Here is a 21,655-nt window from a genome sequence, read left to right on the forward strand (position 1 = left end):
ACGAAAGCTGTTTTGCGAGCCGCTATTCGGCAGGCACATGTTTGGTGGCCACAGTGGGACCGGCTTTCCTGGCGCGGTACTCGCTGTAGGCGGCGATCAGCATGTCCTCGTCGCGATATTGCGGCACCCAGCCGAGCTGGCGCCCGGCCTTGGACACGTCGAGCACGCACTCCTCGTCGGCGATCAGATATTGTTCCGGATCCATGATCGGCATGTTCATGAGGTCGAGCAGGTCGAGCGTGCGCTTGACCGCCCACCCCGGTGTCGGGATCAGGATCGATTTCGAGCCGGCATGCCTGATCAGGTCGCCGAGCAATTTCTTGACGGGGGGCGGGTTGAGCGAACCCAGATTATAGGCCTCATCAGGCACGCCGGCTTTCCAGGCCGCGCGGGCAGCTTCCGCACAATCGAAAACAGAAATGAACTGATAGGGGTTTTTGCCCGAGCCGATCATCGGCACGGGTAAACTCCAGTCGATCAGCTTGAACAGTTTTTCGAGAATGCCGAGACGGCCGGGGCCGATGATCAGGCGCGGGCGAAACAGCGAGATCGACATGCCGCGCTTGCGCCATTCGGCGGCCAGTTCCTCGGTCTTCTGCTTCGACCAGCCATACTCGCCAAGCGGCGCGACCGGATGCTCCTCGGTCATCGGCTTGGTGACCGTGTGGCCGTAGATCATATCGGTCGTATAGTGGACGAGCTTGGCTGCGCCAGCTCTGTCCATTGCCTGCAGGATGTGCTCGGTACCGTGGAAATTCACCGGGAAGAAGAAGTCGTGCCGCTTGGCGCGCACCTGGATCGGCGACAGCATCTTGGCCGACAGATTGTAGACCATGTCGTCGGCCTTGAGCCCGACAGCCGCGATCGAGGCCGGATCGGTGACGTCGCATTGGATAAAGCCGACATTGCGGTAATGCGGCAGGTCGTTCTTGACGATGTCGGCGACGACAACCTCTTCACCATCGGCCACGAGCTTCGGGGCAAGGTGGCGGCCGACGAAACCGTCGCCGCCGAAAATCACATGTCTCATCGAACAGTCTCGTTTGCTTGGATCTTGTCGGGCGTGATGGAAGCCGTCTGGTCCGCATGTCCTCGCCCACTTTGGGCGATCAGCACCGTGCCGACGCAGATGCAGGCGATGCCAGCGATGCGCCAGCCATTGAGGTCCTCGCGGAAGACGAAATAGGCGAAGATGGCGACGGCCACATAGGCGAGGCTGAGGAATGGATACGCGAAGGAAAGCTCGACCTTGGACAGCACATAGAGATGCGAGGCCATCGAGATGACGAAAGTACAGAGGCCCAGGAACACCCATGGGCTGAAGACGATCTGCAACAGCTTGATGAGCGGATTGACGCCCTCGAACGAGATCGGCCCGAGCGACATCATGCCTTGCTTCAGCATCAGCTGTGCGGCAGCATTGGTCATGACCGTAAAGAGAATGAAGACGATGTATTTCATGTGTTCCAAGCCACCCCATCGCGCTTCATATTACAAACCCGCAAACATTTCGTGAAGCCGCAATAATGTTTTGAGTGAACCGTGTATTTAACGGTCCGATAACCATGAATTACTCGAAATTTATCTATTCCGCGGCTTCGACGACACCCCGCCGCAGGTCCAGCTTCCTTGCCGTCCGCGCCCAGAAACTCGATAGGAAGGCGGGATCGCGCAGCGCCTCCAGCCGTGGCCATTCGGGAAAGGACGACGCGAAGATGTCGGCGCCCATGCGGGCGTCCTTGTAGGGATTGACGGCGCCGCCGGCCTCGACCGTGATGCGATCGAGTTCCCGCAGCAACGCCAGCGTCGCCGCGCCCCTGTTGGGGAAATCCAGCGTCAGCGTGTAGCCGGGACGCGGGAACGACAGCAGCGCCGGCGAGCGGATGGAGCCGAAGCGCTTCAACACGGTGAGGAATGAGCCCTGCCCGGCTTGCCTTGCAGCCGCCAGCAGCGCCGGCACCGCCTCGCGCGCCGTCTCTTCCGGCACCACGCTCTGGTGCTGGAAAAGCCCTTTCGGTCCATAAAGCCGGTTCCAGTCGCGCACGCCGTCGAGTGGGAAGAAGAAGCCCTGATATCCGACCTGGCGCGGCGCCGTCGAGCGCCCTTTCTTCCATCGGTAGGCGGCGTTGAAGGCGGTCAGGAACGGCCGGTTGAGCACATTGAACGGCAGTTGGGCCGGCACCGAGAGCTTGCCGCCGGCGCGTGAGGCGGTATGCGAACCGTGCTCGGCGTGATTGCCTGACAACAGCAGGCCACGACCGCTGTTGCGGCCGCCGGCAAGCTGGTCGATCCAGGCGACCGCGTACTCATTGGCCAGATCAGCCGCCTCGGCCAAACCGAAGAACTCGTCAAGATCGCGAAACGGTGTCGCCTTTTCGACGATGTCGAGGGAAGGAACCCGCATCAACCGGATCGAGGCCGACAGGATGAGGCCGGTCAGCCCCATGCCGCCGATCGTCGCCCGAAACAGCCGCGCATTGTCCGTCGTCGAGCAGCGACGGCTCTTCCCGTCGGATCTGAGCAGCGTGAGTGTCTCGACATGGCAGCCGAATGTTCCGCGCCGGTGATGGTTCTTGCCATGCACGTCATTGGCGATGGCGCCACCGAGCGTGACGAATTGCGTGCCTGGAACAACCGCCGGAAAGAAGCCGTAAGGGGCGGCGTGGGCGATGATGTCGGACAACAGCACGCCAGCATCTGCTTCCAGAACACCGGTTTCAGCGTTGAAGGCGCGGATCCGGTTCAGCGACCGCATATCGATGATCGCGCCGGCCTCGTTCTGACAGGAATCGCCATAGGAGCGCCCGTTGCCATAGGCAAGCAGAGACGCCGGCCCGGCCTGCCCACCCTTCAGCAGCGCGATCGCCTCATCGGTACCGATGACGCGCGTCGCCGGCGGTGTGGCAAGGCCAAAGCTTGGGAAGCGCTCAGTGGCCATGCCTACCAGCCCCCGATGACCAGCATCACCGCGCCGATCAGCACCACGATCTGACTGCGCCAGTCGCGAATGATGAAGACGACCGGATCGTCATGCATCTCGTCGCGGCGCGCCAGGATCCAGACTCGCATGGTCAGATAAAGCACGATCGGCGCCAGCGGCCAGATCAGCCACGGATGCGGATAAAGCTCGCGCACCGCGACGCTGTCCATGTAGAGCGCCAGCACCAGGGCCGAAGAGAAGGCCGAGGCCATGCCGGCCTGGGCAACGATCTCCTGGTCTTCGGTGCGATAGCCGCGGCCGGCAATGCGCTCGCCATGCGGGATGGCGGTGATGCGCAGTTCGACAAAGCGCTTCACCAGCGCCAGCGACAGGAAGAAAAAGATCGAGAAGGCGAGCAGCCAGAACGAGACATCGACGCCGGTCGCCGCCGCACCAGCCAGGACGCGGATCGTGTAGAGGCCGGCGAGCGTCAGCACGTCGACCAGCAGCATGCGCTTGAACGACAGCGAATAGGCCGTGGTGACCACGACGTAGCCGCCGAGCACGGCCAGGAATTCGGGCGACAAAAACAGCCCGGTGCCGACGCCGATCGCCAGAAGCACGGCGATCGCGCCAAGGCCGAACGGGATCGACAGCGCACCGCTGGCGAACGGCCTGTTGCGCTTGGCGAGGTGTTTGCGGTCGAGCGCGAGGTCGAAGAAATCATTGAGGATGTAGATGGCCGATGCCACCGCGCTGAACGAGACGAACGCCAGCAGGCATTCCCAGATCATATCGATGTTGAAATATTCATGCGAGAGCACCATCGGCACCGCGATCAGCGAATTCTTCAGCCATTGATGGACGCGCAGCATCTTTACGATGGTCCGCAAGGTCGGCTTTGGCGCCGGCATCGTCTCGGCGCCGTGCGCTGCCTGCCAGCGTGCGGCATGACGGTCGGGCGCGACGACAATCGCGTTGCGTGCGGCATCGAAGATCTGGAGGTCATGGCGGCTGTTGCCGGCGTAGTCGAAGCCGCCATCGCCATAGGCCGCGATCAGCGACGCGCGCTTCCTGCCCGAGGTGAGATTGGCGAGACAGTCGGTGTCCAGCACCCGGTCGAAGATGCCGAGGTGGGCAGCGATGGCGTCCGCGAACTTGCGCGGCGTGCCGGTCGCCAGCACGATCTTGCGGCCTTCGGCGTGTTCTGAACGGAGGCGGCAAAGCAGCATCTCGCGATAGGGCAGCGATGCCGGGTCGATGTCGATGCGCTGCGCGATCGCCTGCTTCAGCCGCCCCGGCCCGCCGGCGGCCCAGAAAGGCACGAGAAAGATATAGAGCGGGTTCTTCTTGAGAAGGATGAACAGGCCTTCCCACAACAGGTCGGTCGCGATCAGCGTGCCGTCGAGATCGACCGCAAGCGGTATTGCGTTCCTGTCCGACCGCGCATCCATGTCCGTCCTGCCCCGCCCGCGTATGATCCGGGAAACCGGAATCTCGTTGCGCGCCGCTATTCGGCGTCTTGAGGGCAGGTATAGCGGGGGATGGCGTAGCGAACGTTAAAACGCACGGTTGTAGACGGCTGCCGTGGCGGTATTTCCGGCCTCATTGTTAAACAATCGATACCGGAAACGATAAAAGGCCGAGCAAATGCCCTGAGCAAATGCCCGGCCTTTCCTGTCATGCCGTCGAAATTACTTGATGCGGGCGACACCACCCGAGATTTCGACCGTTTCCGAGCCAGTCAGGGCTTCGAGGTCGCCATTGGGCAAGGTGACGAAGCAGCCATTCGGGCAGAATTCAACGGTTTCGCCAGCGGCCAGCGCTAGATCGCTTTTGCTGCCCCCCTCGGTCACGATCAGCGTGCGTGTCTCGGCGTCCTTGTTGACCGCGCTTGCGGCATGGGTCGAGCCGCTCACGGCGAGCAAAGCGGCGGCAGCGACGAGAGACTTCCACATGGTGCAATATCGGTGTTCCCACCGCCTCTGTTGCATTTCGCAAGGCATTTTCGCCTTTGCATGGGAGCTTATATGAGATGGAAGCTGAACCGCAACTGAATGCCGCATTCATGCCGCAATTGGCTTTGGCCGGTCCGAGCGCGTCAATCGGCACCTAGTCGGGATCGGGCTTGCGCAGCTTGCGCCCTGTCTTGGCGGTCCGTTTCGCTTCGGCCGCGGCTCCCAGCTTGGCCTGCTCCTGTTCGGCGAAGTCGGCCTCGATCTTGTCGTCGTCGGTCGGCCAGGCTTTGGGCTTGTGGGCATCGACGACGGCGCGCGGCGTCGATGGAATTTCGATGTGCTCGCTGCTGAATTTTTCGAGCACGGCAAATCGGATGTCGTTCTGCGCGATGTTGCCGTTCATCACGTCGGCCAGGAACACGCGGATCTCGAATTCGAGTGCGGCAGGCCCGAAGTTGGAAAACAGCACGAAGGGTTCGGGGTTTTTCAGCACCATAGGATGGCCGCGTGCGATGTCCAGCAGGACGGCATGAACCTGCTTGACGTCGCTGCCATAGGCAACGCCGACCTTGATGTCGATACGGCCGAGCTTGTTGCGATGTGTCCAATTGCCGACGGCGTTGTTGATCAGGTTCGAATTGGGCAGGATGACCGATTGCCGCTGGAAGGTCTCGATCTCCGTGGCGCGCACGCTGATCTTCTTCACGGTACCGCTGACATCGCCGGCGACGATCCAGTCGCCGACCTTGAACGGCCGCTCGGCCAAAAGGATCAGGCCGGAGACGAAATTGGACACCACATTCTGCAGGCCAAAACCGATACCGAGGGAAAGAGCGCCGGCGACCAGCGCCAGACTGGAGAGGTCGATGCCCGCCGCCGATATGCCGACCAGTGCCGCCAGCGCGACGCCGGCATAGCCGACCGCCAGCCGGATCGAATTGCGAACCCCGGTATCGACCTTGCCGCGCGCCATCACCGAACCGTCGAGCCAGCCCTGGAACCAGCGCGTCAGGAAATAGCCGATGATGAAGACGACGATGCCCGAAAGGATGCCGGTGACCGAAATCGTCACCGAGCCGAGATTGATCCCGGTTGCCAGTTTGTAGGCCCAGGCCTCGATATCGCCGGGCTGGAAGCCCCACATCAACAGGATCAGCGGCAGGAAGACCAGCACGATCATCACATTGATGGCGACGCTGACGACGAGGCCGAGCTGGTCGAGCGCGGTGTCCTCGTAGCTCGAATTGGCCGACAGCCAGCGTCCGACGGAGGTGTCGGCGAAAGCGCCCTCCTCGCCGATCGCCCGCGCCGACAGGAAGCCGATATAGGCGGTGATCAGCGCGGTGCCGGTGACGACGACCTGTAGCGAGACGAACAAGGCGAGGCCGATATAGCCGAGCAGCGCGGCGACGATGGTGAATAGACCGAGCGCGAGCGATGTATAGCGCAGCCATGCCGGCCACGGCCGCCAGCTTCCGTCACGCGCCTTGAACGGCCTCAGCATCGCCATCAGGATCAGGATGATGCCGACGATGATGGTGGCGCCGAAACTGCGGGCGATGGTCAGCGACAGCGGCGAGCCCATCTTGTCGTTGATCACCGACAGGAAATAGTTGACGCCGATGACCACGGCCATGGCTGTCGTCAGCCGCACCAGCCAGCGCGCCGGCCCGGTCTCGACGGGAATAAGGCGCCAGTTCGGCAGCCGCGGCTCAAGCGCCGCATTGGTCAGCCGGTTGACGCAGAACACCACGCCGATGACGGCCGCGAGCGCATTCAAGAAGAGGCCAATGTCGCCGCGCAACACATTGTAATAATTGAAAAAGAACACCGTGGAGGCCAGGAACACGCCGACCGCCAGCGTCGGCAGCAAGGTAGACCAAAAGGCCACCGATAGACGGCTGAGATAGGATGGATCTTCATTGGCGGGGTCGGCTTCGAACACGCGCCCGAACAGGCGCCTGCCACCGACCAGCAGCACCAAAGCCAGCCCGAGCGCCACGAAGGTAGCCGCGAGGATGGCCTGGAACTTGAACTTGAAGGCGAAGCTCAGCCAGGACGACACGGCCTTGTAGAAATTGCCGAATTCGTCCCTGGCGTCCGAAAAAACCTGCGGGCTCAGCGCGTCGGACAGCACGTAGCGCTTGGTGAGCACATTGCGGAACAGCTCGCTGCGCATGTTGCCGATCTTGTCGATCAGCCCGCTGATGCGGATCGACAAGGACTGGGCTTGCGAGATAACGGCGTTGATCTCCGCCTTTTCCGATGTCAGCGCCTGGCGTTCGCCGCTGACGATATCGGGCTCCGGCGGCTGGCCGGCGGCGGGCGCGGGCCCGATCTGTTCAAGCCGGCTGTTGATCTCGCCAAGGCGCGTGCGGAAGGCCAGCGCGCTGGTCAGCGATTGGCGCGACAGTTCCTCGAGCTGCAGCCGGATATCGACGAGGCTGCCATCATCCTCGGCGTCCTGCTGGATCTGCTTCTCGAAATTGTCGGTCTTGGTCGTCAGCCCCTGAATGATCTTCTGCTGGTCGGCGACCAGTCCGGCTGGCGCCTGGCCAAGCCCTTGCGCCGCCGCGTCGAACGACAGCGGCGCCGAAACGACAAGCGCGAGGATCAAAATGAGGCGAAACAATCGGAAGATCATGATTTTGACGGCGACTCACGGGCGGCGAGGCAATTTGAAAGCCTGTCCTTGATAAAGACGGCCATATCACGGGGCAAGCCGTCGCAGTCATCGCTGGCCCATCCGATCACACAGGCGTCGGCCAGTCGAAAGGCAATGGCGCAATATTGGCTTTGCGGATGCGGCCTGCTCTATAGTCTGCCGCATCGCCCGAACCGGATGACAATGATGGCAGAGTACTCGGCCTTTTCGCTGCTCGCGAACGCGCTCAAGGGAAACAAGGACTGGAAGCCGGCCTGGCGCAAGCCGGACCCGAAGGCATCCTATGATGTCGTCATCATCGGTGGCGGCGGTCATGGGCTGGCCACCGCCTACTATCTCGCCAAGGAACACGGCATCACCAATGTCGCTGTGCTGGAAAAGGGCTGGCTCGGCTCAGGCAATGTCGGCCGCAACACGACGGCCGTGCGCTCGAACTACCTGCTGCCGGCCAACACCCGCTTCTACGAACACTCGATGAAGCTGTGGGAGAACCTCTCGCACGAGCTCAACTACAACGTCATGTTCTCGCAGCGCGGCTGCCTGAACCTGGCACACACGCCGGCCCAGTTCGACGACTATGCAAGGCGCGGCAATGCCATGCGCCATCTCGGCGTCGACGCCGAGCTGATGACACCGGCGCGGATCAAGCGCCTGATCCCGGCGCTCGATATCTCCGACAGCGCACGCTTTCCGGTGGTCGGCGGCCTGATGCAAAGGCGCGCGGGCACCGCCCGTCACGATGCGGTGGCCTGGGGTTACGCGCGCGGCGCCGACCGACGCGGCGTCGACATCATCGAGAATTGCGAGGTCACCGGCTTCCTGCGCGATGGCGACAGCATCACAGGCGTCACGACGTCGCGCGGCGACATACGCGCCAAGAAGGTGGCTGTCGCGGTCGCCGGCAGCACCGGACGCGTCATGCAGCTGGCCGGCATCGAGAGGATGCCAATCGAAAGCCATGTGCTGCAGGCCTTCGTCACCGAATCGCTGAAACCCTTCATCGATACCGTCGTGACGTTTGGCATGGGCCATTTCTACATGTCGCAGTCGGACAAGGGCGGCCTCATCTATGGCGGCGACATCGACGGCTACAACAGCTATGCCCAGCGCGGCAATCTGCCTATCGTCGACGAAGTGATGAGCGAGATGCTGGCGCTGTTCCCGGGCCTTGCCCGCGTGCGCATGCTGCGCTCCTGGGGCGGCGTCTGCGACATGTCGATGGACGGCTCGCCGATCATCACCACCGGCCCCCTGCCCGGCATGTATCTCAACTGCGGCTGGTGCTATGGCGGCTTCAAGGCGACGCCGGCTTCCGGATGGTGCTTCGCCTGGACTATCGCCAAGGATCAGCCGCACGACCTCAATGCCCCCTTCACGCTTGACCGCTTCCATCGCGGCCTGGTGATCGACGACAAGGGCCAGGGTGCAAACCCGCGGCTTCATTAGGAGCATTCCGTGCTGATCACCTGCCCCTATTGCGGCCCGCGCGACGTCATCGAGTTCACCTATCAGGGTGACGGCAACCGCGAGCGTCCCGACCCCGCCTCGCAGAATTTCGAGGCGTGGAACGCCTACGTCTATGACAGGCTGAACCCGGCCGGCGACCACAACGAGATCTGGCAGCATTCCGGCGGTTGCCGCGCGCATCTGCGGGTCGTGCGCAACACGCTGACGCATGAGATTTTGAGCGTCGCCTTCATACGGGGTGATCATGGGCGCGGCGATCACACCTCGGCCGCGCGCCGCAAGGCGGAGGGCAAGTCATGAGCCCGCGCCGCACCGACATCGGCGGTCGCATCGACCGGGTGAAAACCATCCGCTTCACCTTCGACGGCGCGCCCTATACCGGCCATGCCGGCGATACGCTGGCATCGGCGCTGCTGGCCAAGGGCGTCACCCTCTTCGGTCGCTCGTTCAAATACCACCGCCCGCGCGGCCTGCTGACGGCTGGCGTCGAGGAGCCCAATGCCCTGGTGACGGTGCTGAAGGGCGAGGTCCGCGAGCCCAACATTCCGGCGACCATGGTCGAGATCCATGACGGGCTGGTCGCCATCAGCCAGAACCGCTTTCCCTCGCTTGCTTGGGACATCAACGCCGTCAACCAGCTCGGCGGCAAGATCCTGTCGGCCGGCTTCTACTACAAGACCTTCATGGGACCGGCGTTCGGCCCGCTGAAGGGCACGCGCTTCTGGATGTTCTGCGAACATTTCATCCGCCGCGCCGCCGGTCTCGGCAGCGCCGGATCGGCGAAGGACCCGGCCCGCTACGAGCGCATGAACGCCTTTTGCGACGTGCTGGTGGTCGGCTCCGGCCCGGCCGGACTGATGGCCGCCAAGGCCGCCGCCGATCAGGGCGCGCGCGTCATGCTGGCCGATCTCGAGCCGCGTTTCGGCGGCTCGGCCAACTGGTCCGACGAAACGATTGACGGTGCGCCGGCCGCCGATTGGGCCCGCCGCATCGTCGCCCAGCTCGAAGGCCGCGACAATATCCGGCTTTTACCGCGCACCACGGTGTGGGGCTATTACGACAACAACACGCTTGCCGCGCTCGAACGGGTCAGCGACCACAAGGAGCAGCCCGGCAAGGGCGAGCCGCGCCATCGTTACTGGGCGATACGCGCCAAATCCGTGGTTCTGGCCACCGGCGCTTTCGAGCGGCCGCTGGTATTCCCGGGCAATGACCGGCCAGGCGTGATGCTGGCGCATGCCGCCGAGCGCTATGCCAACGAGTTCGGCGTGCTGCCGGGCGAGCGGATCGCGTTGTTCACCAACAACGACAGCGCCTATCGGGCGGCGGTCGCCTTGAAGAAAGCCGGAGCCGCGGTCGTCGCCATCGCCGATATCAGGCCGGAGCTTTCGCCAGAGATGCGCAAGCTGGCCGCGGAGGCCGAGGCAGAGATCTTCGCCGGCCATGCCGTCGTCGCCACCGAAGGCGGCAAGGCGCTGTCCGGCCTCAAGCTGCAACGCTTCGACATGACCAACGGCGCGCCCATCGGCGACGCACGCAGCATCCATGCCGATTGCCTGCTGATGTCCGGCGGCTGGTCGCCGACCATCCATCTGGCCAGCCAGGCCGGCGCCAAGGCGGAATGGAATGCCGCGCGGCAAGCCTTCCTGCCGCCGAAGCCGACACAGAAATGGATCGGCGCCGGCGCGTTCACCGGCAGTTTCTCGACGCTCGAAGCACTCGCCGAAGGCCGCGCCGCGGGCCTTGCCGCCGCCGGCGGGCAGAGCACACCGTCCGTGCTGCCGACCGTCGAAGCCGTACCAGGCGATCCCGATCCGGCTCCGGTGTTCGAGATCAGGGCCAAGGGCAAGAGCTTTGTCGACTTCCAGCACGACGTGACAGCAGAGGACGTTCGGCTGGCGCACCGCGAAGGCTTCGTCTCGGTCGAGCATCTGAAGCGCTACACCACGCTCGGCATGGCGACCGACCAGGGCAAGAGTTCCAACGTCCCCGGCCTTGCCATCATGGCCGAAGCGCTGGGCAAGCCGATCCCCGAGGTCGGCACGACGCGCTTCCGGCCGCCCTTTGCGCCGGTTTCAATCGGCTCGCTGGCGGCGGAGCGTTTTGGCGACCTGAAGCCAGAGCGGCTGACGCCGATGCATGACTGGCATCTCGCCAACGGCGCGACCATGTATTCCGCCGGCCTCTGGTACCGTCCGATGATCTACGGCCTTGCCGGCGAGACAATCGAGCAAGCCTATGTCCGCGAGGCCAAGGCGACGCGCGAGACCGCCGGCATCGTCGATGTCTCGACACTGGGCAAGATCGCCGTGCAAGGGCCCGACGCCGCTGCGTTCCTCGATCGCGTCTACACAAACATGTTTTCGACGCTGGCCGTCGGCAAGGCTCGCTATGGCCTGATGCTGCGCGAGGACGGCCTCGCCTTCGACGACGGCACCACCTGGCGTCTGGGCGAGCAGGATTTCCTGATGACCACCACCACGGCCAATGCCGGCAAGGTGATGCAGCATCTGGAATATTTCCTCGACGTGATCTGGCCGGACCTGAAGGTCCACGTCACCTCGGTGACCGACGAATGGGCGGGCGCCGCGATCGGCGGGCCCAAGGCCAGGGAGATCCTTGCCGCTTGTGTCACCGGCACATCGGTCGACAATGCCACCTTGCCCTTCATGGGCATCGTTCGCGGCGAGATATCGGATGTGCCGGTGATGATTTGCCGGCTCTCCTTCTCCGGTGAAATGGCGTTCGAGGTCTATTCCGGCGCCGGCCATGGCACCCATGTCTGGGAAGCGCTGATCGAGGCCGGCAGACCGTTCGGTCTGGTCACCTACGGGCTCGAGGCGCTGGGCACGATGCGCATCGAAAAGGGCCATGTCACCGGCGCCGAGATCGATGGCCGCACCACTGCGCGCGATTTGCATCTCGACTGGATGCTGTCGAAGAAGAAGCCGTTCATCGGCTCGGCGATGATGGACCGCGAAGGCCTGATCGCGGCTGACCGCCTGGAACTGGTCGGCCTGGTCGCCCTCGACAACCGGCCGCTCAATGGCGGCGCGCACATTGTCGAAGAGGTTGACGAGGCCAATCCGCACGGCTCGATCGGCCACATCACCGCGTGCTGTTATTCGCCGGCACTCGGAAAGCATATCGCGCTGGCGCTGGTCAAGGACGGCAAGGCCAGGCAGGGCACGCGCGCCAATGTCTCCGATCCCTTGCGCAACCGGTTCGGACCGGTCGAGATCGTCTCCAACCACTTCTTCGATCCGGACGGGAGCCGCATGCATGGTTGAGCGCCAATCGCCCCTCGATCCGGAATTTCATGTCGGCTCGCACGGCAATTTCGAGCACGGCGTCGAAATCATCCTGACCGAGACGCAGCCGGGCTCGATCGTACAGCTCGCCGCCTGGCCTGGCGAGGAGAAGAAGCTGATATCAGCCATCCGCACCGTCACCGGGCTTGCTCTGCCCGATGGCGCCGGCGGCGGCTTGAGCGACGGCGTGAAGTCGGTATTCGGCTTCGCGCCGGGAAAGTTCACCGTGGCCGACGAGGCCGAAGGGTTGGCCGCTGCCTTTGCCAAGGTGGTCACCCCGGCCATCGGTACGATCACCGACCTTTCGCATGGCCGCACCGCCATCCGCATTGCCGGGCCGAAGGCCGAATGGGTGCTGGCAAAGTTCTTCGCCATCGACTTTTCGCTGCCGGCCTTTCCGGTCGGCGCCGGTCGCTCGACCGCCCATCACGATGTCTTCGCCCAGATCCAGCGCACCGGCGCCGACCAGTTCGACATCTATGTCTTCCGCTCCTTCGCGCGGTCGTTCTGGAAGGCGCTGTGTCACGCGAGCGAGGAAGTCGGCTACGAGGTGCAGTAGACCCCGCCTTGTCGGCTACGACTGCTGCACAACGGCGCGCCAGGCGGCGGCCCTGTCGTCGCCGACGACTTCCGCATCCGTTCGTGATCGAAGGCGTCATCACGCTCTGGCGCTGCTTGCCTACCTGAAGCTTACGCCGCAGGGCCCATGTCAGCGGCCACAGCGCCTCAGATGAATACCGAATAGAGCGTGTCGCTCAAGGCGCACCCGGTTGCCAGCCGGCTTACTCGCTGAACGTCACCCACTCTTCCATCGGTACGCGGTCGGTGCGGAAGGTGTTTTCCGGTTTGGATATGTCCTCATGGCCAAGCGCCATGCCGCAGACGACGATCTCCTCGTCGGGAATGTTGAGCACCGGCCTGATCTGCCGGTGGTAGGGTGCAAACGCTGCTTGTGGGCAAGTGTGCAAACCCCTGCCCCGCGCCGCGACCATGATGTTCTGCAGGAACATGCCGTAGTCGATCCACGAGCCCTGGTTGAGCCGGCGGTCGATGGTGAAGATCATGCCGACCGGCGCATCGAAGAAGACGAAGTTGCGGTCGTGCTGGGCGCGCATCTTGTCGACCTCGCGACGGCCGATGCCGAGCGCGCCATAAAGACCGAAGCCGTTGGCGCGGCGCCGGGTCAGATAAGGCTCGAAGAACTGGGTGGGATAGTAGCGGTATTCGTCCCAGTCGGCCTTTTCGGCGCGAATGCCGGAATTGAGAATGGCGTCGGTAATCTGCTGCTTGGTCTCGCCCTTGGTGACGTAGACCTTCCACGGCTGCATGTTGGTGCCCGACGGAGCCCGCGCTGCAACCGCCAGAATGGCGCGGATCGTATTGTCGTCGACCATGTCGGGGAGGAACGCGCGCACCGAACGGCGAGACAGAATCGCCTCGTCGACAATCTGGGCTTCGCTCGCAATTCGAGTGTTGTTTTCCAGCATGGGCCGTCCTTACCCTCGTCTCGACCAGACGTCCCCACTCGCCGTTCGTGCCCGAGCCTTTGCATGAACCGTCAAAATCGTGCAAGCAAATCTTCTGCATCTGTGAAAATCCACTTGATTTTTTCATGCGCTTGACTTCTCATGAAATTTATCTGGAATTTTTCACGAAGTGAGCCCTTTGCCTTCGCCTGCCGCAAGAACATTGCATGGACCTGACGAACGCGTGCTGGCCGGCGATATCAGGGCCTTGCGCAAACTGCGTGGTCTGACGTTGGCCGAGATCGGCCTGAAGCTTGACCGTTCGGTCGGTTGGGTCAGCCAAGTCGAGCGTGGCTTGTCGACGCCATCGCTCAGCGACCTCAGGGCCTTCGCCGAACTGTTCGGCGTGCCGATCAGCCTGTTCTTCAGCCATGACGTACCTGTCGAAAGCGAGCGCGGCGTGGTTGTGCGCGCCGGCAGGCGCCGCACGCTTGGCACAAGCGAATCCGGCCTGGTGGAGGAGCTTCTGTCGCCCGATCTCGGCGGTAGCTTCGAGATGGTGCGTTCGGTCTTCGCACCGGGCGCGGAACTGAAGGCCGAGGCGCAGCGGCCGACCGAGGAAGCCGGATACGTCGCATCCGGACTGTTCGACATCGAGATAGCAGGCGTCTGGCATCGGCTTGGCGAGGGCGATTCCTTTCGCTTCGAAGGCAAGCCTTACCGCTGGCGCAATCCGGGGGCCGAGCCGGCAATTGTCATCTGGGTGGTTTCGCCGCCGGTCTATTGAGTTAAAGTTTGGGAGAAGAACATGGCGGGTTTGCCGAGCACGGCGCGCGTGGTGATCATCGGAGGCGGTGCCGTCGGCACCTCCTCGCTCTATCATCTCGCCAAGGCGGGGTGGACCGACTGCGTGCTTCTGGAAAAGAACGAGCTGACCTCCGGCTCGACCTGGCATGCCGCCGGCAACGTGCCGACCTTCTCCTCGTCCTGGTCTCTGATGAACATGCAGCGTTATTCGACCGAGCTTTATCGCGGGCTGGCCGACGCGGTCGACTATCCCATGAACTATCACGTCACCGGCTCGCTGCGCCTTGCCCATACGAAAGAGCGCATGCAGGAATTCCAGCGCGCCAAGGGCATGGGCCGCTATCAGGGCATGGACATCGACATCGTCGGCATCGACGAGATCAAGCGGCGCTATCCCTTCATCGAGACGCATGATCTGAAGGGCGCGCTCTATGACCCGAGCGATGGCGACATCGATCCGGCGCAGCTCACCCAGGCGCTGGCCAAGGGCGCGCGCGACATGGACGCGAAAATCATCCGCTTCTGCCCGGTCACAGGCGTGCGCCGCGAGAACGACGAGTGGGTGGTTGTAACAGCGCAAGGCGAGATCCGCTGCGAGATTGTCGTCAACGCCGCCGGCTACCGCGCCGCCGAAGTGGGCCGGATGTTCGGCCGCGAGGTACCGATGATGGTGATGAGCCATCAATACATATTGTTCGAGGAGATCCCCGAACTGGCGGCGTGGTCGAAGGAACAGGGCAAGAAATTGCCGCTGCTGCGCGACGTCGACACCTCCTACTATTTGCGCCAGGAGAAGAACGGCATGAATCTCGGCCCTTACGAGCGCAATTGCCGCGCGCATTGGGCGACCCACAATGATCCGATGCCGGAGGATTTTTCCTTCCAGCTGTTCCCCGACGATCTCGACCGGCTGGAACATTATCTGGCCGACGCCGTCGCCCGCGTGCCGATCCTTGGCACGGCCGGCCTGTCCAAGGTCATCAACGGGCCGATTCCCTACACGCCGGACGGCAATCCGCTGATCGGCCCGATGCCCGGCGTTCCCAATGCCTTCGAGGCCTGCGTCTTCACCTTCGGCATCGCCCAGGGCGGCGGCGCCGGCAAGGTGCTGGCCGAATGGGTGACTGAAGGCCAGACCGAATGGGACATGTGGTCGTGCGATCCGCGCCGCTTCACGTCCTTTGCCTCGGCGCCGGACTATTGCGTCGCCAAGGGCATGGAGATCTACGGTAACGAATACGCCATCCAGTTTCCGCGTCATGCCTGGCCTGAAGGCCGCGACCGCAAGCTGTCGCCGATCCACGATCGTATCAAGGCGTTCGGCGCCCGCTTCGATGCCTATAATGGCTGGGAGCGCGCCACCTGGTACGCGCAAGACGGCGACGACATCTCCGAGGAAGCGACGCTGACCTTCCGCCGCGACGGACCGTGGCAACACCGTGTGCGCGAGGAGTGCCTGGCGGTGCGCGACGCCGCCGGCATCCTCGACTTGCCGGGATTCTCGCGCTTCAACCTCGACGGCCCGGGCGCCGCCGAATGGCTAAGCCTGCAGGTCACCGGGCTGGTGCCGAAGCCCGGCCGCATCGGCCTCGTCTATTTCGCCGACGACAAGGGCCGCATCATCACCGAAATGTCCGTCGTGCGTCACGACGAGAATTTGATGACGCTGATCACCGCGGCGGTCGCGCAATGGCATGATTTCGAGTGGCTGAAATCGCGCATGCCCAAGGATGCGTCTTTCAGGCTGATCGACCGGACCGAGGAATTCTCTACCCAGATCCTGGCCGGACCCAACTCGAGGAAAATCCTCGCCGATATCTGCGAAGCCGACCTCGCTCTGCCGTGGCTGACGCATCAGGAAACGAAGATCGCCGGCCGCTGGGCGAAGCTTGTGCGTGTCTCCTTCGCCGGCGAACTCGGCTGGGAAATTCACACCAGGGTCGACGACACCGCCGCCATCTTCGACGTGGTCTGCGCGGCAGGACAGCAGCATGGACTGAAGCCGTTCGGCATGTATGCGCTGGATTCGCTGAGGCTCGAAAAGGGCTACCGCACCTGGAAGGGCGACCTGTCGACCGACTATTCGATCCTGCAGGGTGGGCTCGAGCGCTTTGTCAAATGGGATAAACCCGACTTCCGCGGCAAGGCGGCCTTGCTGAACGAGAAGCAGCAAGGCGTGAAGAAACGTTTCGTCACGCTGGTCGTCGAAAACCCCGGCGACTGCGACGCTCCCTACATGTCGACGCTGTGGCATGACGGCCAGATCGTTGGTGAGACGACGTCGGGCGGCTGGGGCCACCGCGTCGACAAGTCGATCGCGCTCGGCATGCTGCGCGCCGACCTGACCGAACCCGGCACGACCGTCGAGGTCGAAATCTTCGGCGAGCGTTTCCAGGCGGTCGTGCAGAAATATGAGCCTCTGTGGGATCCGAAGAACGAGAGGCTGCGCGCATGAAGAAGGTTATTCTCACCGATGGCGGAATGGGACAGGAACTGGTTCGCCGCAGCCAATCCGAGCCGACGCCGCTTTGGTCGGCCAGGGTCCTGATCGACGAGCCGGATCTGGTGCGCGACCTGCACGCGGAATTCATCCGTGCCGGTGCCCGGGTCATCACCATCAACACCTATTCGGCGACGCCCGAACGCCTGGCGCGCGAGGGCGCGGAAGACCTCTTCAAGCCGTTGCAGAAGCGCGGCATCGAATTGGCCAGGCAGGCTCGCGACGAGGCCGGCGACGCGGCGATCGCCGGCTGCCTGTCGCCGCTTTTCGGCAGCTACGCGCCGGCACTGACCATTTCCTTCGAGGAGACGCTCGACATCTACCGCCGCATCGTTGCCGAGCAAGCGGATAGCGTCGACCTGTTCCTGTGCGAAACCATGGCGTCCGCCGAGGAGGCGCGCGCGGCCGTCACCGCGGCGTCGGAAAGCGGCAAGCCGGTATGGGTGTCGTGGACGCTGGCCGATCACGGCAAACCGCGGCTGCGCAGCGGCGAGGCAATAGCCGCCGCGGCAAGCGCGCTCGACGGCCTCGCAGTCGCGGCGCGGTTGGTCAATTGCTGCCGGCCGGAAGCGATCGCCGCGGCCTTGCCCGAGCTGATCGACCTCGGCGGCCCGATCGGCGCCTATGCCAATGGCTTCACCTCTACCGAGGCACTCAAGCACGGCGGCACAGTCGATGTGCTGCATGCTCGTCACGACCTCGGCCCGGATGCCTATGCCGATCAGGCGATCGGCTGGGTGGAGGCTGGCGCCAGCATCGTTGGCGGCTGCTGCGAAGTCGGACCGCCGCATATCGCCGCTCTGCGCGACCGGCTCGAACACGCCGGCTACGAAATTTCAGGAGTTTTGCATGCCTAGACCATCATCGCGCATTTCCGGCATCGTGCCTTCGGGCAAGGACGGCTGGGAAGTCCATTTCGCCGCCTGGACGCGCAAGGAGGCCGGCGAAGACATCATCATGCTGTCGGTCGGCGATCACGACTTCGACACACCTTCGCAAACGATCGAAGCCTGCGTGACCGCGGTTCGCGGCAGCAATCATCACTACACCCCGCTTCCCGGCCTGCCGCGCCTGCGCAAGGCGATGGCGGCAGCCTCGAGCGCCTGCACCGGCGTCGAGACGTCGCCGGATCAGGTCATCGCCACGCCGGGCGGCCAGGCCGCACTCTACGCGGCCGTGCAGGGCGTGCTCGACCAGGGCGACCACGCCATCGTCGTGGCGCCCTATTACGCCACCTATCCCAACACGTTCAGCGCCGCCGGTGCCAGTTTCACCGTCGTCGAAACGCCCGCCGAAGACGGCTTCCAACCGCGTGCCGAGACGATCCGCGCGGCGCTACGACCGAACACGCGCGCCATCCTTATCAACACGCCGAACAACCCGACCGGTGCTGTCTATTCGCGCGAGCGGCTGGAGCAACTTGCCGAGATTTGCCGGGAGCACGACCTCTGGCTGCTGTCGGACGAAGTCTATTGGACATTGGGTGGCGGCGAACATGTCTCGCCGCGCTCGCTGCCAGGGATGGCCGAGCGTACGCTGGTGATCAATTCCATGTCCAAGAGCCACGGCATGACCGGCTGGCGCATGGGCTGGCTGACTGGTCCGGAGGCGATGATCACACTGCTGATCAACCTCAACCTGGTGACGACCTATGGCTTGCCGGCCTTCATCTCGATCGCCTGCGCCGAGGCACTGGAGAATCGTTACGGCGTCAAGGAGATCGCCGAGCGCTACGCCGCGCGCCGCACCGTCCTGCTCGATGCGGTGCGTGGCATGAACGATGTCACCGTGCGCGGTTCGGAGGGCGGCATGTATGTCATGCTCGACATCTCAGCCGTCGAACCGGACGACGAGAAATTCGCCTGGGCCTTGCTCGACAAGGAAAAGGTTGGCGTGATGCCCGGCTCCAGCTTCGGTGAGGCGGCCGCCGGGCACATTCGCATCAGCCTCTGCCAGCCGGAGCCCGTGCTGCAAGAAGCAGCGCTTCGGCTGCGCCGTTTCGCTTCCAGCTATCGTCGCGAGGCCGCATGACCGCCAAGGCCATCCCTGCCAAAGCCCGCGCCGTCATCATCGGCGGCGGCGTCTCCGGCTGTTCGGTCGCCTATCACCTGGCCAAACTCGGCTGGACCGACATCGTGCTCCTGGAACGCAAGCAGCTGACATCGGGCACGACGTGGCACGCCGCCGGCCTGATCGGCCAGTTGCGCGGTTCGCAGAACATGACCCGGCTGGCGAAATATTCAGCCGACCTCTACGCCAAGCTGGAAGCCGAGACCGAAGTCGGCACCGGCATGCGCCAGGTCGGCTCCATCACCGTGGCGCTGACCGAGGAGCGCAAACACGAGGTCTATCGGCAAGCGTCGCTGGCGCGCGCCTTCGATGTCGATGTCCGCGAGATTTCACCCAATGAAGTCAGTGAGATGTACCCGCATCTCAATGTCTCGGACGTCGTCGGCGCCGTGCATCTGCCGCTCGACGGCCAGTGCGACCCCGCCAACATCGCCATGGCCCTGGCCAAGGGCGCGCGCCAGCGCGGTGCCACCATCGTCGAGAATGTGAAGGTCACCAAGGTCCACACCAAGGCCGGTCGCGTCACCGGCGTGTCCTGGGCGCAAGGCGAAGAACAAGGCACCATCGAAGCCGACATCGTCGTCAACTGCGCCGGCATGTGGGCGCGCGAACTGGGCGCCCAGAACGGCGTCACCATTCCGCTGCATGCCTGCGAACATTTTTATCTCGTCACCGAACCGATCCCCGGTCTGGGCCGGCTGCCGGTGCTGCGCGTGCCCGACGAATGCGCCTACTACAAGGAGGACGCCGGCAAGATGATGCTCGGCGCCTTCGAGCCGGTGGCAAAGCCTTGGGGCATGGATGGCATCCGCGAGGATTTCTGCTTCGACCAGTTGCCGGAGGACATGGAGCATTTCGAGCCGATCCTCGAAATGGGCGTCAACCGCATGCCGATGCTGGCGACCGCCGGCATTCACACCTTCTTCAACGGTCCCGAGAGTTTTACGCCCGACGACCGCTACTATCTCGGCGAGGCGCCGGAGCTGTCCGGCTACTGGATGGCGACCGGCTACAATTCGATCGGCATCGTCTCCTCCGGCGGCGCCGGCATGGCGCTGGCGCAGTGGATCAATGACGGCGAAGCCCCCTTCGACCTGTGGGAAGTCGACATCCGTCGCGCCCAACCGTTCCAGAAGAACCGCCGTTACCTCCGGGAGCGCGTCTCCGAAACGCTCGGTCTGCTCTATGCCGACCATTTCCCTTACCGACAGATGGCGACGTCGCGCAATGTCAGGCGTTCGCCCCTGCACGAGCATTTGAAAGCGCGTGGCGCTGTCTTCGGCGAAGTCGCCGGCTGGGAGCGCGCCAACTGGTTCGCCCGCGAGGGCCAGGAGCGCGAATACCGCTATTCCTGGAAGCGCCAGAACTGGTTCGATAACCAGCGCGAAGAACATCTCGCGGTCAGGAACAAGGTCGGCCTGTTCGACATGACCTCGTTCGGCAAGATCCGTGTCGAGGGCCGCGATGCCTGCGCCTTCCTGCAAAGGCTCTGCGCCAACGACTTGGACGTGGCGCCGGGCAAGATCGTCTACACTCAGATGCTCAACCAGCGCGGCGGTATCGAGAGCGACCTGACGGTCTCGCGGCTGTCGGAAACGGCCTTCTTCCTCGTCGTCCCAGGTGCAACACTGCAGCGCGACCTCGCCTGGCTGAGAAAACACCACACCGACGAATTCGTCGTCATCACGGATATCACCGCTGCCGAAGCCGTGCTCTGCCTGATGGGACCGGATGCGCGAAAGCTGATTCAGAAGGTGAGTCCCAACGATTTCTCCAACGAAACCAACCCGTTCGGCACGTTCCAGGAGATCGAGATCGGCATGGGCCTGGCCCGCGCCCACCGCGTCACCTATGTCGGCGAGCTCGGCTGGGAACTCTATGTCTCGACCGATCAGGCAGCCCATGTGTTCGAAGCGATCGAAGAGGCAGGAGCGGATGTCGACCTGAAACTCTGCGGCCTGCACACGCTGGATTCCTGCCGCATCGAAAAAGCCTTTCGGCATTTCGGCCACGACATCACCGATGAGGACAACGTGCTGGAAGCCGGCCTTGGCTTCGCCGTCAAAACGGCCAAGGGCGACTTCATTGGGCGTAATGCCGTGCTGCGCAAGAAGGAAGCCGGACTGAGCCGTAGGCTGGTCCAGTTCCGCCTGAAAGACCCGCAACCCCTGCTCTTCCACAACGAGGCGATCCTGCGCGACGGCGAGATCGTCGGTCCGATCACATCAGGCAATTACGGCCATCATCTCGGCGGCGCCGTCGGACTGGGCTATATCAAGTGCCAGGGCGAGAGCGAGGCGGATGTGCTGGCCTCGTCCTACGAGATCGAGATCGCCGGCGAGCGTTTTGCGGCGGAAGCATCGCTGAAGCCGATGTACGACCCGAAGTCGGAGCGGATCAGGATGTAGCGCCTCTTACCCTCCCCCTTGTGGGGAGGGTCGGCTCGCAGTCGGAGCGGAGCGGAGATTGCGGGACGGGGTGGGGGATAGCG

General features: G+C 63.6%; 16 protein-coding genes. 9 read left to right on the forward strand and 7 right to left on the reverse strand.

Annotated elements, in window-relative coordinates; all coding sequences use genetic code 11:
• Positions 1-22: 22 nt before the first annotated feature.
• The 6 genes from NKH02_RS05755 to NKH02_RS05780 form a co-directional block, all read right to left on the reverse strand.
• The gene (locus tag NKH02_RS05755) at positions 23-1,030 is read right to left on the reverse strand and encodes an NAD-dependent epimerase/dehydratase family protein (RefSeq protein WP_352867451.1); all 1,008 of its coding nucleotides are present in this window, start codon (positions 1,028-1,030) and stop codon (positions 23-25) included.
• Positions 1,027-1,461: an EamA family transporter gene (locus NKH02_RS05760; protein ID WP_352867448.1), complete on the reverse strand. Its 435-nt coding sequence runs from the start codon at positions 1,459-1,461 to the stop codon at positions 1,027-1,029. The genes NKH02_RS05755 and NKH02_RS05760 overlap by 4 nt, the downstream gene beginning before the upstream one ends.
• Before the next feature lie 124 nt (positions 1,462-1,585).
• The gene (locus NKH02_RS05765; protein ID WP_352877046.1) at positions 1,586-2,938 is read right to left on the reverse strand and encodes an FAD-binding oxidoreductase; all 1,353 of its coding nucleotides are present in this window, start codon (positions 2,936-2,938) and stop codon (positions 1,586-1,588) included.
• Between the two features lie 2 nt (positions 2,939-2,940).
• Positions 2,941-4,374 (reverse strand): UbiA family prenyltransferase, encoded by a 1,434-nt coding sequence (locus NKH02_RS05770; RefSeq protein ID WP_352877049.1) that lies wholly within the window; start codon positions 4,372-4,374, stop codon positions 2,941-2,943.
• 240 nt (positions 4,375-4,614) lie between these two features.
• The gene (locus NKH02_RS05775) at positions 4,615-4,878 is read right to left on the reverse strand and encodes a hypothetical protein (RefSeq protein WP_352877051.1); all 264 of its coding nucleotides are present in this window, start codon (positions 4,876-4,878) and stop codon (positions 4,615-4,617) included.
• A gap of 154 nt (positions 4,879-5,032) precedes the next feature.
• Positions 5,033-7,522 (reverse strand): mechanosensitive ion channel family protein, encoded by a 2,490-nt coding sequence (locus tag NKH02_RS05780; RefSeq protein WP_352877053.1) that lies wholly within the window; start codon positions 7,520-7,522, stop codon positions 5,033-5,035.
• Positions 7,523-7,729: 207 nt separating this feature from the next.
• Here NKH02_RS05780 and NKH02_RS05785 point away from each other — a divergent pair, with 207 nt between their 5' ends.
• Genes NKH02_RS05785 through NKH02_RS05800 form a run of 4 tightly spaced genes read left to right on the forward strand, consistent with a single transcriptional unit; the run spans position 7,730 to position 12,880 of the window.
• On the forward strand, positions 7,730-8,989 hold the full coding sequence (locus NKH02_RS05785) for a sarcosine oxidase subunit beta (protein ID WP_352877055.1): 1,260 nt from the start codon (positions 7,730-7,732) through the stop codon (positions 8,987-8,989).
• Between the two features lie 9 nt (positions 8,990-8,998).
• Positions 8,999-9,310: a sarcosine oxidase subunit delta gene (locus NKH02_RS05790; protein WP_352867434.1), complete on the forward strand. Its 312-nt coding sequence runs from the start codon at positions 8,999-9,001 to the stop codon at positions 9,308-9,310.
• Positions 9,307-12,300 carry a sarcosine oxidase subunit alpha gene (locus NKH02_RS05795; protein WP_352877057.1) on the forward strand — a complete coding sequence of 998 codons (2,994 nt, stop codon included), beginning with the start codon at positions 9,307-9,309 and terminating at the stop codon, positions 12,298-12,300. Before NKH02_RS05790 ends, NKH02_RS05795 begins: the two co-directional genes overlap by 4 nt.
• A complete protein-coding gene (locus NKH02_RS05800; protein WP_352877059.1) occupies positions 12,293-12,880 on the forward strand; it encodes a sarcosine oxidase subunit gamma in 588 nt (195 codons plus the stop codon). Before NKH02_RS05795 ends, NKH02_RS05800 begins: the two co-directional genes overlap by 8 nt.
• Positions 12,881-13,103: 223 nt before the next feature.
• Here NKH02_RS05800 and NKH02_RS05805 read toward each other — a convergent pair whose 3' ends face one another.
• On the reverse strand, positions 13,104-13,808 hold the full coding sequence (locus NKH02_RS05805) for a nitroreductase (RefSeq protein WP_352877061.1): 705 nt from the start codon (positions 13,806-13,808) through the stop codon (positions 13,104-13,106).
• 202 nt (positions 13,809-14,010) lie between these two features.
• Here NKH02_RS05805 and NKH02_RS05810 point away from each other — a divergent pair, with 202 nt between their 5' ends.
• Genes NKH02_RS05810 through NKH02_RS05830 form a run of 5 tightly spaced genes read left to right on the forward strand, consistent with a single transcriptional unit; the run spans position 14,011 to position 21,572 of the window.
• Complete coding sequence (locus NKH02_RS05810; protein ID WP_352877063.1) at positions 14,011-14,574, forward strand: helix-turn-helix domain-containing protein; 564 nt, start codon at positions 14,011-14,013, stop codon at positions 14,572-14,574.
• 21 nt (positions 14,575-14,595) lie between these two features.
• Positions 14,596-17,049, forward strand: coding sequence for a GcvT family protein (locus NKH02_RS05815; RefSeq protein WP_352877065.1), 2,454 nt, complete (start codon positions 14,596-14,598; stop codon positions 17,047-17,049).
• Positions 17,046-17,951 (forward strand): homocysteine S-methyltransferase family protein, encoded by a 906-nt coding sequence (locus NKH02_RS05820; protein WP_352867421.1) that lies wholly within the window; start codon positions 17,046-17,048, stop codon positions 17,949-17,951. Before NKH02_RS05815 ends, NKH02_RS05820 begins: the two co-directional genes overlap by 4 nt.
• A complete protein-coding gene (locus NKH02_RS05825) occupies positions 17,944-19,125 on the forward strand; it encodes a pyridoxal phosphate-dependent aminotransferase (RefSeq protein WP_352877067.1) in 1,182 nt (393 codons plus the stop codon). The genes NKH02_RS05820 and NKH02_RS05825 overlap by 8 nt, the downstream gene beginning before the upstream one ends.
• Positions 19,122-21,572: a GcvT family protein gene (locus NKH02_RS05830; RefSeq protein WP_352877069.1), complete on the forward strand. Its 2,451-nt coding sequence runs from the start codon at positions 19,122-19,124 to the stop codon at positions 21,570-21,572. Before NKH02_RS05825 ends, NKH02_RS05830 begins: the two co-directional genes overlap by 4 nt.
• Positions 21,573-21,655 lie beyond the last annotated feature (83 nt).

Source organism: Mesorhizobium sp. M1396, from assembly GCF_040317725.1.
GTDB lineage: Bacteria > Pseudomonadota > Alphaproteobacteria > Rhizobiales > Rhizobiaceae > Mesorhizobium.

Coding starts and splice junctions, on each gene's coding strand:
- NKH02_RS05800 (WP_352877059.1), top strand. CDS start 12,293: ATGGTTGAGCGCCAATCGCCCCTCGATCCGGAATTTCATGTCGGCTCG.
- NKH02_RS05760 (WP_352867448.1), bottom strand. CDS start 1,461: ATGAAATACATCGTCTTCATTCTCTTTACGGTCATGACCAATGCTGCC.
- NKH02_RS05785 (WP_352877055.1), top strand. CDS start 7,730: ATGGCAGAGTACTCGGCCTTTTCGCTGCTCGCGAACGCGCTCAAGGGA.
- NKH02_RS05775 (WP_352877051.1), bottom strand. CDS start 4,878: ATGTGGAAGTCTCTCGTCGCTGCCGCCGCTTTGCTCGCCGTGAGCGGC.
- NKH02_RS05770 (WP_352877049.1), bottom strand. CDS start 4,374: ATGGATGCGCGGTCGGACAGGAACGCAATACCGCTTGCGGTCGATCTC.
- NKH02_RS05825 (WP_352877067.1), top strand. CDS start 17,944: ATGCCTAGACCATCATCGCGCATTTCCGGCATCGTGCCTTCGGGCAAG.
- NKH02_RS05820 (WP_352867421.1), top strand. CDS start 17,046: ATGAAGAAGGTTATTCTCACCGATGGCGGAATGGGACAGGAACTGGTT.
- NKH02_RS05780 (WP_352877053.1), bottom strand. CDS start 7,522: ATGATCTTCCGATTGTTTCGCCTCATTTTGATCCTCGCGCTTGTCGTT.
- NKH02_RS05765 (WP_352877046.1), bottom strand. CDS start 2,938: ATGGCCACTGAGCGCTTCCCAAGCTTTGGCCTTGCCACACCGCCGGCG.
- NKH02_RS05815 (WP_352877065.1), top strand. CDS start 14,596: ATGGCGGGTTTGCCGAGCACGGCGCGCGTGGTGATCATCGGAGGCGGT.
- NKH02_RS05795 (WP_352877057.1), top strand. CDS start 9,307: ATGAGCCCGCGCCGCACCGACATCGGCGGTCGCATCGACCGGGTGAAA.
- NKH02_RS05830 (WP_352877069.1), top strand. CDS start 19,122: ATGACCGCCAAGGCCATCCCTGCCAAAGCCCGCGCCGTCATCATCGGC.
- NKH02_RS05805 (WP_352877061.1), bottom strand. CDS start 13,808: ATGCTGGAAAACAACACTCGAATTGCGAGCGAAGCCCAGATTGTCGAC.
- NKH02_RS05755 (WP_352867451.1), bottom strand. CDS start 1,030: ATGAGACATGTGATTTTCGGCGGCGACGGTTTCGTCGGCCGCCACCTT.